Source organism: Burkholderia sp. MSMB1078WGS (assembly GCF_001528895.1).
In the GTDB taxonomy this organism is placed as follows: domain Bacteria; phylum Pseudomonadota; class Gammaproteobacteria; order Burkholderiales; family Burkholderiaceae; genus Burkholderia.
In genome coordinates, this window is record NZ_LPDI01000038.1 from 78,499 (window position 1) to 92,253 (window position 13,755).

A 13,755-nucleotide genomic window follows, 5' to 3' on the forward strand; every position below is an offset into this window, starting at 1 on the left:
GCGGGGCGAGGCGAGAACGCGATGACGATGCAGACGATGACGGCCGCGTCCGGCCACGACGCAGAAGCGGCCGCGCCGCCGGAAGGCCCGCTGCTCGCGCTCGACGGCATCACCGTGACGTTTCCGGGCGTGCGTGCGCTCGACGCGGTGTCGCTGTCGGTGCGCGCGGGCGAAGTGCACGGGCTGATGGGCGAGAACGGCGCCGGGAAATCGACGCTGCTGAAGGTGCTGTCCGGCGTGAACCAGCCGCAGGCGGGCACGCTGACGCTGAACGGCACGGTGCAGCGCTTCGCGTCGACGCGCGCGGCGCTCGAGGCCGGCATCGCGATCATCTACCAGGAGCTGCATCTGGTGCCCGAGTTGACGGTCGCGGAAAACCTGATGCTCGGGCAATTGCCGAGCCGGCTCGGCGTGGTCGACGAGCGTGCGCTCGCCGCGCGCGCGCTCGATGCGCTGGAGCGGCTCGGCGAGCACATCGATCCGGGCATCCCGGTGAAATATCTGTCGATCGGCCAGCGCCAGATGATCGAGATCGGCAAGGCGCTGATGCGCGACGCGCGCGTGATCGCGTTCGACGAACCGACGAGTTCGCTGTCCGCGCGCGAAACCACGCAACTGTTCCGGATCATCCGCGCGCTGCGCGCGCAAGGCCGCGCGATCATCTACGTCACGCACCGGATGGAGGAAGTCTACGAACTGTGCGACCGCGTGACGGTGTTTCGCGACGGCCGCCGCATCGACACGTTCGAATCCGTCGCCGATCTCGACCGCGACCGGCTGATCGGCTGCATGGTCGGCCGTTCGATCGAGGACGTGTACGGCTATCGGCCGCGCCCCGCCGGCGACGTGCTGATCGAAGCGAAGGGACTGACGGGGCCGGGGTTGGCCGAGCCCGTGTCGTTCACCGCGCGGCGCGGCGAGATCGTCGGCTTCTTCGGGCTCGTCGGCGCGGGCCGCTCGGAGCTGATGAAGCTGCTGTACGGCGCGGTGCGGCCGAGTGCCGGGTACGTCGAGCTGAACGGCAAGCGGGTGGCGTTCGGCAGCCCGCGCGACGCGGTGCGCGCCGGCATCGCGCTGTGCCCGGAAGACCGCAAGCAGGAAGGCATCGTCGCGATCGCGTCGGTGGCCGACAACCTGAACATCAGCGCGCGCCGTCATTTCAGTCCGGCGCGCGTGCTGCTCGACGGGCGGCGCGAACGCGAGCTCGCGCAGCAATACATCGAGCGGCTCGCGATCAAGACCCGCGACGGCGAAACGCCGATCGGCGCGCTGTCGGGCGGCAACCAGCAGAAGGTCGTGCTCGCGCGCTGGCTGGCCGAGCGCATCGACGTGTTCCTGATGGACGAGCCGACGCGCGGCATCGACGTCGGCGCGCGCGCGGAAATCTACAACCTGTTCTACGAACTCGCGGAAGCCGGCCGCACGGTGATCCTCGTGTCGAGCGATCTGGCCGAGGTGATCGGCGTGTCGGACCGCATCGTCGTGATGAAGGAAGGGCGGATCGCGGGCGAGGTCGCGAAGGCGCACGCGACGCCCGACGCGCTGATCAAGCTCGCGCTGCCGCGCTAGCGGCGAGCAGTCAACCGGAAAGCAACTGATATGAGCCAGGCAATGCAACCTCAACGTACCTCCCCATCCCCGGATGCGGCCGCCGCCGCGGCCACGCCCGCACACCCGCGCGGCGGCGTATGGCAGCTGATCAACCGCTCCGGCATCGTGATGGTGTTTCTCGTGCTGTTCGCGACGCTGTCGCTGACGGTGCCGGACTTCCTTACGCCGCGCAACATCCAGGGCCTGCTGCTGTCGGTCACGCTGATCGGCTCGATCGCGGTGACGATGATGTTCGTGCTCGCGCTCGGCGAGGTCGACCTGTCGGTCGCGTCGATCGTCGCGTTCGCGGGCGTCGTCGCGTCGACGCTGATCACCGCGACGCACAGCGTCGTGCTCGGCATCGCGGCCGGCGTGCTCGCGGGCGGTGCGGTCGGGCTCGTGAACGGCGTGCTGATTGCGCGCTACCGGATCAACTCGCTGATCGTCACGCTCGCGATGATGGAAGTCGTGCGCGGGCTCGCGTTCATCACGTCGAACGGCGACGCGGTGATGATCTCCGAGGAGCGCTTCTTCGATCTCGGCGGCGGGTCGTTCCTCGGCATCTCGTATCCGATCTGGAGCAACATCGTCGGCTTCGTCGTGTTCGGCTTCCTGCTGCGCAAGACGGTGTTCGGCAAGAACGTGCTGGCCGTCGGCGGCAACGGCGAGGCCGCGCTGCTCGCCGGGCTGCCGGTGATGCGCATCAAGATCGCCGTGTTCGTGCTGCAGGGGCTCGTGACGGGCTTTGCCGGCGTGATGCTCGCGTCGCGGATGAGCCTCGGCGATCCGAAGACGTCGGTCGGCCTCGAGCTCGGCGTGATTTCCGCGTGCGTGCTCGGCGGCGTGTCGCTGACGGGCGGCGTCGCGACCATCTCCGGCGTGCTGGTCGGCGTGCTGATCATGGGCTCCGTGCAGGACGCGATGAGCCTGCTGAACGTGCCGACCTTTTACCAATATCTGATACGCGGCGGAATTCTGTTGCTCGCGGTGCTGTTCGACCAGTATCGTCGCAACCAGCGGCGCGCGATGAAGATCTGACTTCGACTCACGCGCGGCCGCCTGCACTTACGACGAATATCGGGAGACGGCATGCAACAGACTCAACCGGGCACGGCGGCGGCGCTGCTGGTCGACAGCCGCAACACGCTCGGCGAAGGCGCGACGTGGTGCGACAGGACGCACGCGCTGTACTGGGTGGACATCGAGGGCGCGCAGCTGTGGCGCTGCCGCGCGGACGGTTCAGACCTCGCGCAATGGGCGATGCCCGAACGGCTCGCGTGCTTCGCGCTGACCGACGACCCGGACGTGCTGCTCGTCGGGCTCGCGACGCATCTCGCGTTCTTCGACCTGCGCCGCGGCGCGTTCACGCGGATCGTCGACGTCGAACCCGATCTTCCCACGCGGCTGAACGACGGGCGCTGCGACCCGTTCGGCGCATTCGTGTTCGGGATGAAGGACGAGGGCGCCGAGCCGCCGCGCGCGGTCGGCGGGTTCTACCGGCTCAATCCCGATCTCACGCTCGAACGGCTTGCATTGCCGGCGGCAGCGATCGCGAACAGCATCGCGTTCTCGCCGGACGGCACGAAGCTGTATTTCTGCGATTCGCTGGTGCGCGAGATTTTCGTGTGCGATTACCGGGCAGGCGGCGACGTCGCGAACGTGCGGCCGTTCGCGCGGCTGACGGATGCGCACGGCGACCCGGACGGCTCGATCGTCGATCGCGACGGCGGGCTGTGGAACGCGCAGTGGGGCGGCCGGCGGGTGGTGCGTTACGGGCCGGACGGGATCGAGACGGACCGCGTCGAGGTGCCGACCGCGCAGCCCAGTTGCGTCGCGATCGACGGTGACGGCCGGTTGTACGTGACGAGTGCGCGTGTCGGGCTGAGCGACGACGCGCTGGCCGGCGACGCGCACGCGGGCGGCGTGTTCGTCGCGCAGGCGCGGCATGCGGGGCTGCCGACCGCGCGGTTCGCGGGCACGCCGCGCGGTTGATCGCGTCGTCGCATACGGGTTCCCGTCCATGGGATCGGGCCGACGCGACGGTCTTCGCGGTCTGGCCCGCGATCCGCTGCACATGCGCGCGCGCACGGCGGCCGACCGCCATCCCCGAACATCCGTTCATCTCCCCACCTGCTGGTAAGATGGCCTGCAATTCCATCCTGCCCGCACCATGAGTTCCGCACCGACCAAGCCCGCGAATCCGAAGAACGCCGCGAAGAACGCCCGCGCGACGGGCGACAAGCCGAAAGCGCGCGTGCAACAACGCCTGACCTACGTGATCGGCGGCCTCGACCGGCTGCTGCGGCGTCACATGACCGACGCGCTCGCGCCGCTCGGCATCACGCTCGCGCAATACACGGCGCTGTCGGTGCTCGAGGCGCGCGGCGCATCGTCGAACGCGCAGTTGGCCGAGCGCTCGTGGATCACGCCGCAATCGGCGAACGAGGTGATGAGCGTGATGGCCGCGCGCGGTTTCGTCACGCGCGAAGCCGATCCGTCGCATGGCCGCATCATCCTGCTGACGCTGACCGACGCAGGCGCGGCGATGCTGCGCGAATGCGAAGCCGTGCTGCGCCCGCTCGAGGCACGCATGCTCGGCGACATCTCGGCCGACGACGCCGCGCACGTGCAGCGCGCGCTCGAACTGTTCTCGCGCAACCTGCGCGGCTGACCGCTTCCCCGATTTTTACGACGCGGGCCTGCCGGTCCGCTCGCTTCGTACGCGCCAGAGGCGGTCGCCCGACCGCTCCCCGATTTCCCGACGCTTTCTCAGCCTTCCGCTCCGGGTTTACACCGGCGCTCGTGCCGCTTGCAATATCAGGTAGCCTGATATTAAATGAAGTCGTCCGCAGCAGGAATGCTGCGCACCGAATCGCACAGGAACGAACGACAGGAACAGACATGAGCAAGTACGACAATCGCTGGCAGACCGTTGAAGTGAAAGTGGAGGCCGGCATCGCGTGGGTGACGCTGAATCGCCCCGAGAAGCGCAACGCAATGAGCCCGACGCTGAACCGGGAGATGCTGGAAGTCCTCGACGCGATCGAGTTCGACGACGAGGCGAAGGTGCTGGTGCTGACCGGCGCGGGCGCCGCGTGGACGGCCGGCATGGATCTGAAGGAATATTTCCGCGAGATCGACGGCGGCCCCGACGCGCTGCAGGAAAAGGTGCGCCGCGACGCATCGGAATGGCAGTGGCGCCGCCTGCGGATGTACAACAAGCCGACCATCGCGATGGTGAACGGCTGGTGCTTCGGCGGCGGGTTCTCGCCGCTCGTCGCGTGCGACCTCGCGATCGCGGCGGACGACGCGGTGTTCGGGCTGTCGGAAATCAACTGGGGCATCCCGCCGGGCAACCTCGTCAGCAAGGCGATGGCGGACACGGTCGGGCATCGCCGCGCGCTGCACTTCATCATGACCGGCGATACGTTCACCGGCGCGGAAGCGGCGGAAATGGGCCTCGTGAACAGCAGCGTGCCGCTCGCCGGGCTGCGCGATGCGACGATCGCGCTCGCCGCGCGGCTGATGGACAAGAACCCGGTCGTGCTGCGCGCGGCGAAGCACGGCTTCAAGCGTTCGCGCGAGCTCACGTGGGAACAGTGCGAGGATTACCTGTACGCGAAGCTCGACCAGGCGCAGCTGCGCGACCCGGAGCGCGGCCGCGAGCAGGGGCTGAAGCAGTTCCTCGACGACAAGACGATCAAGCCGGGCCTGCAGGCATACAAGCGCTGATACAAGCGCCGACGCAGCCGCCGGCGTCACCGCCGGCGTAATCGCAAGAGACAGGCAAGGCAGGAGACGACATGACCGACAGACGGATGCTGATCGGCGGCGAGTGGTGCGCCGCCCGCGACGGGCGGACCTTCGACCGCCTCAACCCCGCGACGGGCGCGCTCGCGTCGCGCGCGCCGGCGGCCGGCAACGCCGACGCCGACGCGGCGATCGACGCCGCGCACCGCGCGTTCCCCGCGTGGGCGGCGCTCGCGCCGACCGAGCGGCGGCGCCGGCTGCTGAAGGCGGCCGACCTGATGGATGCGCGCATCGACGCGTTCATCGAAACCGGCGTCGCCGAAACCGGCGCGACGCCCGGTTGGCTCGGCTTCAACGTGACGCTCGCGGCGAACATGCTGCGCGAGGCCGCGTCGATGACGACGCAGATCGCCGGCGACGTGATCCCGTCCGACGTGCCGGGCAATCTCGCGCTCGCGATGCGCGTGCCGTGCGGCGTGGTGCTCGGCATCGCGCCGTGGAACGCGCCGGTGATTCTCGGCACGCGTGCGCTGGCGATGCCGCTCGCGTGCGGCAACACGGTCGTGCTGAAGGCGTCCGAGGCGTGCCCGGGCGTGCATGCGCTGATCGGCGCGGTGCTGGACGAAGCGGGGCTCGGTGCGGGCGTGGTGAACGTGATCACGCACGCGGCGGCCGACGCACCCGAACTCGTCGAGCGGATGATCGCGCATCCGCACGTGAAGCGGATCAACTTCACCGGGTCGACGCACGTTGGCCGCATCGTCGCGCGCCACGCGGCCGCGCACCTGAAGCCCGTGCTGCTCGAACTCGGCGGCAAGGCGCCGGTGCTGGTGCTCGACGACGCCGATCTCGACGCGGCCGTCGATGCGATCGCGTTCGGCGCATTCTTCAACCAGGGGCAGATCTGCATGTCGACCGAGCGCGTGATCGCCGCGCGGCCGATCGCCGATGCGCTCGTCGAGCGGCTCGCCGCGAAGGCGCGCACGCTGGTCGCGGGCGATCCGCTGGCCGGCCATCCGCTCGGCACGATGGTCGATGCGCGGGCCGCCGCGCGCGCGGCGGCGCTGGTCGAGGATGCGCGTGCGCACGGCGCGCAACTGCCGCTCGGTTGCCGTGTGGATGGCGCGACGATGCAGCCCGCGATCGTCGACGGCGTCACCCGCGACATGCGGCTCTATCGCGAGGAGTCGTTCGCGCCGGTCGTCGCCGTCCTGCGTGCGGATAGCGACGACGAAGCGGTTGCGCTCGCGAACGACAGCGAGTTCGGGCTGTCGGCGAGCGTGTTCAGCCGCGACGTCGCACGTGCGATGGCGGTCGCCCGGCAGATCGAATCGGGGATTTGCCACATCAACGGGCCGACCGTGCACGACGAAGCGCAGATGCCGTTCGGCGGCACGAAGGCGAGCGGCTACGGCCGCTTCGGCAGCCGCGCGTCGATCGCCGAATTCACCGAGCTGCGCTGGATCACCGTGCAGACCGCGCCGCGGCACTACCCAATATGAGCGAGGTCACGATGAACGTCTCGCACCCCGCCGGCGGGCCGGCGGCCGACACGGGCGGCGTGCGCTATCGCGCGGCGGCCGTCGCGGTCGGCGCGGCCGAGATTCGCCGCGACGACGACGGCACCTGGTACCTGCGCTCGCGCGAGCCGCTCGGCGCTTATCCGACGCGCATCACCGACTGCCTCGTGCGCGGCGCGCAAGCGCACCCCGATCGCGTGCTGGCCGCGCGGCGCGGTGCAGACGGGCGCTGGATCGAGATCACCTACGCGCGGATGCTCGAACGCGCGCGCGCGCTCGGCCAGGGGCTCGTCGATCTCGGGCTGTCGGCCGACCGTCCGCTCGCGGTGCTGTCCGGCAACGATCTCGAACATCTGCAGCTGATGTTCGCGGCGATGCTGGCCGGCGTGCCGTACTCGCCGATCTCGCCCGCGTATTCGCTGGTGTCGACCGACTACGGCAAGCTGCGTCACACGCTCGGCGTGCTGCGGCCGGGTGCGGTGTTCGTCGCGGAGCGCGCACCGTTCGCGCGCGCGCTCGACGCGACGCTGCCGGCCGATGCGGCGCTGATCGTCGCGCGCGATGCCGACGTCGATGCCGACGGCCGCGCGGTGCCGCTGTCGCGCCTCGTCGCCACCGTCCCGCGCACGATCGACGCGATCCACGATGCGGTCGGCCCCGACCATCTCGCGAAGATCCTGTTCACGTCCGGTTCGACGAAGCTGCCGAAGGCCGTGCCGACCACGCACCGGATGCTGTGCAGCAACCAGCAGATGCTGCGCCAGACCATGCCCGAACTCACGCGCGAGCCGCCGGTGCTGGTGGACTGGCTGCCGTGGAATCACACGTTCGGCGGCAGTCACAACCTCGGCATCGCGCTGTACAACGGCGGCACGCTGTATATCGACGACGGCCGCCCGATGCCCGGCCGTTTCGACGAAACCGTGCGCAACCTGCGCGAGATCGCGCCGACGATCTACTTCAACGTGCCGAAGGGCTGGGAGGAGCTGACCGCCGCGCTCGAACGCGATGCCGAGCTGCGCGACACGTTCTTCTCGCGCGTGAAGCTGTATTTCTTCGGCGGCGCGGGGCTGTCGCAAGCCGCGTGGGACCGGCTCGACCGCGTGACCGAAGCGCATTGCGGCGAGCGCATCCGGATCATGGCCGGCCTCGGGATGACGGAGGCGTCGCCGTCGTGCCTGTTCACCACGGGGCCGCTGATGCGCGCCGGCTATATCGGGCTGCCCGCGCCCGGCTGCGACGCGAAGCTCGTGCCGTGCGGCGGCAAGCACGAACTGCGCTTCAAGGGGCCGAACGTGATGCGCGGCTACTGGCATGCCGACGTCGATCCGCGCGACGTGTTCGACGAAGAAGGCTATTACCGCAGCGGCGACGCGGGCGTGTTTGCCGATCCGGCGCGGCCGGAACTCGGGCTGCTGTTCGACGGGCGGCTCACCGAGGACTTCAAGCTGAGCAGCGGCACGTTCGTCAGCGTCGGGCCGTTGCGCGCGAATGCCGTGTCGACGGGTGCCCCGTACGTGCAGGACGTGGTCGTGACCGGGATCGATCGCGACGACATCGGCTTGCTGGTGTTCCCGCGCGTCGATGCATGCCGTGCGCTCGCGGGGCTTGCCGCCGATGCGTCCGTGGCCGACGTGCTGCGCGCGCCGGCCGTGCGGGCGGCGTTCGCGGCGTGGCTCGCCGAGCTGAACCGGAACGCGAGCGGCGGCTCGACGTTCGTCGCGCGGATCCGGCTGATCGACACGCCGCCGTCGCTCGATCTCGGCGAAGTGACCGACAAGGGTTCGCTGAACCAGGCGGCCGTGCAGAAGCATCGCGCGGCGACGATCGACGCGCTGTACGACCCGGCGCGGCGCGATCCCGACGTGATTTACGCGTAAGCAGTACGCAGAAGCAGTCAGCAGCAACGAGCACACACAACGACCGGCCGGCCACGACACCGGCGGGCATGCTTGCGGCCAGTGAATCAGGTTGCCTGATAAAGGCGGCCGTTCATGCGGCACCTCGCGCGCCGAACCGCCACTGGCCGGCGGCGGCGCGCGGCGGTCGTTGCACGGCCGACCGACTACAAGACATGGGACTGGAGACACAATGAATACCTACGTTGCCGAAAAACCCACGGTCGCGACCACGCTCGCGCTGTGTTTCGCGATCGCACTCCTCGAAGGGCTCGACCTGCAGTCGGTCGGCGTCGCCGCGCCGCGCATGGCGCGCGAATTCGGGCTGTCCGTGTCGCAGATGGGCATCGCGTTCAGCGCGGGCACCTTCGGGCTGCTGCCGGGCGCGATGCTCGGCGGGCGGCTCGCCGACCGGATCGGCCGCAAGCGCGTGCTGATCGCGTCGACCGTGCTGTTCGGGCTGCTGTCGATCGCGACCGCGCAGGTCTCGAGCTTCGCGATGCTCGTCGTCGTGCGCGTGCTGACCGGCATCGGCCTCGGCGGCGCGATGCCGAACCTGATCGCGCTGTCGTCCGAAGCGGTCGAGCCGCGTTCGCGCAGTAGCGCGGTCGCGACGATGTACTGCGGGATCCCGTTCGGCGGCGTGATCGCGTCGCTGATCGGCGTGCTGCTCGCCGGCGACACCGAATGGCGGCACATCTTCTACGTCGGCGGCGTGGGGCCGCTGCTGCTCGTGCCGCTGCTCGTGTGGTTCCTGCCGGAATCGCGCGCGTATCTCGACGTCGCGGGCACGCCGGCCGCGCGCGCCAGCGTCGCACGCACGCTGTTCGGCGACGGCCGCACGACGTCGACGGTCGCGCTGTGGGTCAGCTACTTCTGCACGCTGATCGTCCTCTACTTCCTGCTGAACTGGCTGCCGTCGCTGATGGCCGCGCGCGGGCTCGATCGCGCGCACGTCGGCCTCGTGCAGATCGCATTCAACGTCGGCGCGGGACTCGGCGCGCTCGGCATCGGTGCGGCGCTCGACCGGATGCGCGCGTCGCGCGTGGTCGGCGGCATGTATGTCGGGATCGTGCTGTCGCTCGCCGCGCTCGCGGCCGCGCCCGGTTTCGCGTCGCTCGCGGCGGCCGCGTTCGCGGCGGGGATGTTCGTGGTCGGCGGGCAGTCGGTGCTGTATGCGCTCGCGGCAATCTACTACCCGACCGCGATGCGCGGTACCGGCGTCGGCGCGGCGGTGGCGGTCGGCCGGCTCGGCTCCGTCGTCGGGCCGCTCGCGGCCGCGACGCTGCTGGCCGCCGGCCGCAGCGCGCCCGTCGTGATCGGCGCGAGCATCCCCGTCACGCTCGTCGCGGCCTTCGCCGCATTCGTGCTGATTCGCCGCCCGCAAGCCGGCGACTGACGGTTCGCTTTTTTCGATGCGCGCCGTCAGAGCGCGCGATTCAACACGGTCTGGAGACGCAACGAAATGAAAACGAAGACAAGGAACGGCCTGCTGGCCGCGGGCGCGTGCTGCGCGCTCGCCGCGCCGGGCGCACACGCACAGTCGAGCGTGACGCTGTACGGGATCATCGATACGGGCGTCGAATTCGTGTCGCACGCGAACGCGGCCGGCGACCATGTGGTGCGGATGCCGGCCGTGACGGGCGAGTTGCCGTCGCGCTGGGGGCTGCGCGGCACCGAGGATCTCGGCGGCGGCTACCAGGCGGTGTTCACGCTCGAAAGCGGCTTCAACGTGCGCGGCGGCGATCTCGGGCAAGGCGGACGGCTGTTCGGGCGGCAGGCGTTCGTCGGTCTGAAGAGCGGCTTCGGCACGCTCGCGTTCGGCCGTCAGTACACGATGACCTATCTCGCGCTGCAGGGCGCGGACATCATCGGCCCCGACATCTACGGGCTCGGCTCGTTCGACGCGTACGTGCCGAACGGCCGCGCCGACAACGCGGTGACTTACCTCGGCACGTACCGCGGCGTGACGCTCGGCGCCGCGTATTCGTTCGGCCGCGACGGCGCGGGCACCGGCAACTCGCCGGGGCAAGGCACGTGCGCGGGGCAGGTGCCGGGCGACGCGGTGCAGTGCCGCAACTGGTCGGTGATGCTCAAGTACGACAGCGCGTATTTCGGCGCGGCGGCGTCGTACGAGGAGCAGCGCGGCGGCACCGGCGCGGCCGCGAATTTCTTCGACGGCGTCGCGCCCGTCCCCTTCACGAGCAGCGGCGGCAAGGACACGCGCACGCACGTGAGCGCGTATGCGCAGGCGGGCGGCGCGAAGATCGGCGCGGGCTGGATCGGCCGGCGCGTGTCGACCGGTTCGCCGGCCGCGGCCGGCGCGCATTCGGACCTGTTCTTCGTCGGTGCGTCGTATGCGGTGAAGCCCGCTTTCATCGTCGACGGCGAAGGCTACCGGATCGTCAACAGCGCACACGACACGCGCGCGACGATGGCGACGCTGCGTGCGACCTATCTGCTGAGCAAGCGCACGGCCGTCTACGCACAGTCGTCGTATCTGTGGAACAGCGCGCATGCCCGCTACTCGGTCAGCGGCGGTGGGCCGGGCACGACGCCCGGCGCCGGGATGGGGCAGCTCGGCGCGATGGTCGGCGTGCGGCACATGTTCTGATTCACCGGCGTGACGAACCGAACGGGAGTTATCTTGAACAGAAAATCTGCAATCCTCTGTATTGCGCCGCTGTCCGCCGCCGCCATGCTCGCCGGTTGCGGCGGCGACGATTCGATCGGTGCCGCGCCCACGCACCTGAGCGCCGCGACGCCGGCCGCGATGGCGCAGACCTGCGACGCGCTCGCCGCGAAGCTCGCGTATGCGAACACGTCGTTCACGTCGGTGACGACCGCGGCGGCCGGCGCGCTGACGGTGGCCGGCAAGCCGGTCGCCGAGCACTGCGTGATCGCAGGGAAGATGAACGAGCGCGTGAGCGCGGTGGACGGCAAGACCTATGCGATCGGCTTCGAGATGCGCTTGCCGAAAGCGTGGAACGGCCGCTTCTTCTACCAGGCGAACGGCGGGCTCGACGGTAACGTCGTGACCGCGACCGGCGAGATCGGCGGCGGCGGGCCGCTGACCAACGCGCTGAACCAGGGTTTCGCGGTGATCAGCTCGGATTCCGGGCACAGCGCCGCGCAGAATCCGCTGTTCGGCCTCGATCCGCAGGCGCGGATCGACTACGGCTACGGCGCCGTCGATGCGCTGACGCCGATGGCGAAGCAGGTGATCCGGCTCGCGTACGGCAAGGCGCCCGATCGCAGCTATTTCGGCGGCTGCTCGAACGGCGGCCGTCACGCGATGGTCACGGCGGTGCGCAACCCGGCCGACTACGACGGCATCATCGCGGGCGATCCGGGCTTCCATCTGCCGAAGGCGGCGATCGGCGAGATGTACGGCGCGCAGCAGTTCGCGAGGATCGCGTCGGCCACCGGATCGAACGGGTTGCCGGATATCCGCAGCGGTTTCAACGATGCGGAACGCCAGTTCGTCGGCGCGAGGATCCTCGACAAATGCGATGCGCTCGACGGCGCGGCCGACGGGATGGTGCAGGACGTCGCCGCGTGCCAGGCGCACTTCAGCATCGATACCGATATCCCGACCTGCGCGAACGGCACGCGCACCGGCGCCTGCCTGACGCCTGCGCAGAAAACCGCGCTGGAGAACGTGTTCGCCGGTGCGCGCAACGGCGCGGGTACGGCGCTGTACGCGAGCTTTCCGTACGATCCGGGCGTGGCTGCCGGCGGCTGGGCGTCGTGGAAGCAATCGGCGTCGATCACGCTCGATCCGGCCGCGATGGCGTTCACGTTCATGACGCCGCCGAAAACCGCCGCGGCGCTCGCGAACCTGCCCGGTTTCGCGCTCGGCTTCGACATGGACAACGACGCGCCGGCGATCTTCGCGACGAGCGGCGTGTACACGCAATCGGCGTGGTCGTTCATGACGCCGCCCGACGAGACGAACCTGTCCGCGCTGAAGACACGCGGCGCGAAGCTGCTCGTCTATCACGGCACGGGCGACCCGGTGTTTTCGTTCAACGACACGCGCGACTGGTACGCGCAGGTCGCGCAGGCGAACGGCGGCGACGCGTCGAGCTTTGCACGCTTCTATCCGGTGCCGGGGATGAACCACTGCTCGGGCGGGCCGGCCGCCGACCAGTTCGACATGCTGACGCCGCTCGTCGAGTGGGTCGAACAGGGGCAGGCGCCGACGGCGATCGTTGCTGCCGCGCGCGACACGACGAACGCGGTGCCGAACGCGGACGTGCCCGCATCGTGGGGCGCGGGGCGCACGCGGCCGCTGTGCCCGTATCCGCAGATCGCGCGCTACAACGGCTCGGGCGACCTGAATTCGGCGGCGAGCTTCAGTTGTCGCTGACGTAGCCGTCGATGGGAAGCGGCCGGCGCAGGCAGTCGTGCGCCGGCCGTTTCACCGCAGCGTTCACTCGCCGGCATCGACCGGCACGTCGAGGCCGACCTTCACGCGGCTCATGCTCACCAGCGTCTTGAACCGCTTCACGTTGTTGTTCGCGAAGAACAGCTCGCGCGTGAGCGCGTTGTACTGATCCATGTTGCGCACCGCGAGGATCAGCACGAAATCCCATTCCCCCGTCACGTAATAGCACTGCTGAATCTGCGGGCAGCGCTCGAACGCGCGCTTCATCGCGTCGAGCTGGTCGATCTGCTCGCTTTCGACCTCGACGTTCACGACGATCGTCAGCGGATGATCGACCTTGTCCGGCGCGACGACGGCCGTATAGCGCTCGATTACGCCGTCTTCCGCGAGGCGGCGCAGCCGCCGGTTCACGGCGGCGGTCGACAGATTGACGCGCGCGCCGAGCTCGGCCTGCGGCGTCTGCGCGTCGCGCTGGACTTCCATCAACAGCTTGCGATCGAACGCATCGAGAGGGGGCGTCATGATGGTGTGTCGAGCCTCGAAAGAATGAGAAATTTTTGCGTGTGAGACGTCGATTTGGCGATTTCATTCGCCAGTGTACGCAATA

The 13,755-nt window shown here is 69.5% G+C and carries 11 protein-coding genes; 10 read left to right on the plus strand and 1 reads right to left on the minus strand.

Annotated features, from left to right (window positions below; genetic code table 11):
- The first annotated feature begins 21 nt into the window (after positions 1 to 21).
- From araG to WT24_RS09000, 10 genes are all read left to right on the plus strand, one after another.
- Positions 22 to 1,569: an L-arabinose ABC transporter ATP-binding protein AraG gene (araG, locus tag WT24_RS08955; protein ID WP_059499572.1), complete on the plus strand. Its 1,548-nt coding sequence runs from the start codon at positions 22 to 24 to the stop codon at positions 1,567 to 1,569.
- A gap of 30 nt (positions 1,570 to 1,599) precedes the next feature.
- Positions 1,600 to 2,628, plus strand: a complete 1,029-nt coding sequence (araH, locus tag WT24_RS08960; protein ID WP_060032810.1) for an L-arabinose ABC transporter permease AraH — start codon at positions 1,600 to 1,602, stop codon at positions 2,626 to 2,628.
- Positions 2,629 to 2,679: 51 nt separating this feature from the next.
- Positions 2,680 to 3,582 (plus strand): SMP-30/gluconolactonase/LRE family protein, encoded by a 903-nt coding sequence (locus WT24_RS08965; RefSeq protein ID WP_059499570.1) that lies wholly within the window; start codon positions 2,680 to 2,682, stop codon positions 3,580 to 3,582.
- 178 nt (positions 3,583 to 3,760) lie between these two features.
- Positions 3,761 to 4,261, plus strand: a complete 501-nt coding sequence (locus WT24_RS08970; protein ID WP_059792698.1) for a MarR family winged helix-turn-helix transcriptional regulator — start codon at positions 3,761 to 3,763, stop codon at positions 4,259 to 4,261.
- Between the two features lie 230 nt (positions 4,262 to 4,491).
- Positions 4,492 to 5,322 carry a p-hydroxycinnamoyl CoA hydratase/lyase gene (locus tag WT24_RS08975; protein ID WP_059499568.1) on the plus strand — a complete coding sequence of 277 codons (831 nt, stop codon included), beginning with the start codon at positions 4,492 to 4,494 and terminating at the stop codon, positions 5,320 to 5,322.
- A gap of 71 nt (positions 5,323 to 5,393) precedes the next feature.
- Complete coding sequence (locus WT24_RS08980; RefSeq protein ID WP_060032814.1) at positions 5,394 to 6,842, plus strand: aldehyde dehydrogenase; 1,449 nt, start codon at positions 5,394 to 5,396, stop codon at positions 6,840 to 6,842.
- A complete protein-coding gene (locus WT24_RS08985) occupies positions 6,839 to 8,740 on the plus strand; it encodes a feruloyl-CoA synthase (RefSeq protein ID WP_059499566.1) in 1,902 nt (633 codons plus the stop codon). Before WT24_RS08980 ends, WT24_RS08985 begins: the two co-directional genes overlap by 4 nt.
- A gap of 211 nt (positions 8,741 to 8,951) precedes the next feature.
- Complete coding sequence (gene mhpT / locus WT24_RS08990) at positions 8,952 to 10,157, plus strand: 3-(3-hydroxy-phenyl)propionate transporter MhpT (RefSeq protein WP_059499565.1); 1,206 nt, start codon at positions 8,952 to 8,954, stop codon at positions 10,155 to 10,157.
- Positions 10,158 to 10,223: 66 nt separating this feature from the next.
- Positions 10,224 to 11,372 (plus strand): porin, encoded by a 1,149-nt coding sequence (locus WT24_RS08995; protein ID WP_060032817.1) that lies wholly within the window; start codon positions 10,224 to 10,226, stop codon positions 11,370 to 11,372.
- Positions 11,373 to 11,405: 33 nt separating this feature from the next.
- The gene (locus WT24_RS09000) at positions 11,406 to 13,130 is read left to right on the plus strand and encodes a tannase/feruloyl esterase family alpha/beta hydrolase (protein ID WP_059499563.1); all 1,725 of its coding nucleotides are present in this window, start codon (positions 11,406 to 11,408) and stop codon (positions 13,128 to 13,130) included.
- A 63-nt stretch (positions 13,131 to 13,193) separates the two neighbouring features.
- Here WT24_RS09000 and WT24_RS09005 read toward each other — a convergent pair whose 3' ends face one another.
- A complete protein-coding gene (locus WT24_RS09005) occupies positions 13,194 to 13,670 on the minus strand; it encodes an Lrp/AsnC family transcriptional regulator (RefSeq protein ID WP_034203136.1) in 477 nt (158 codons plus the stop codon).
- Positions 13,671 to 13,755: the final 85 nt, after the last annotated feature.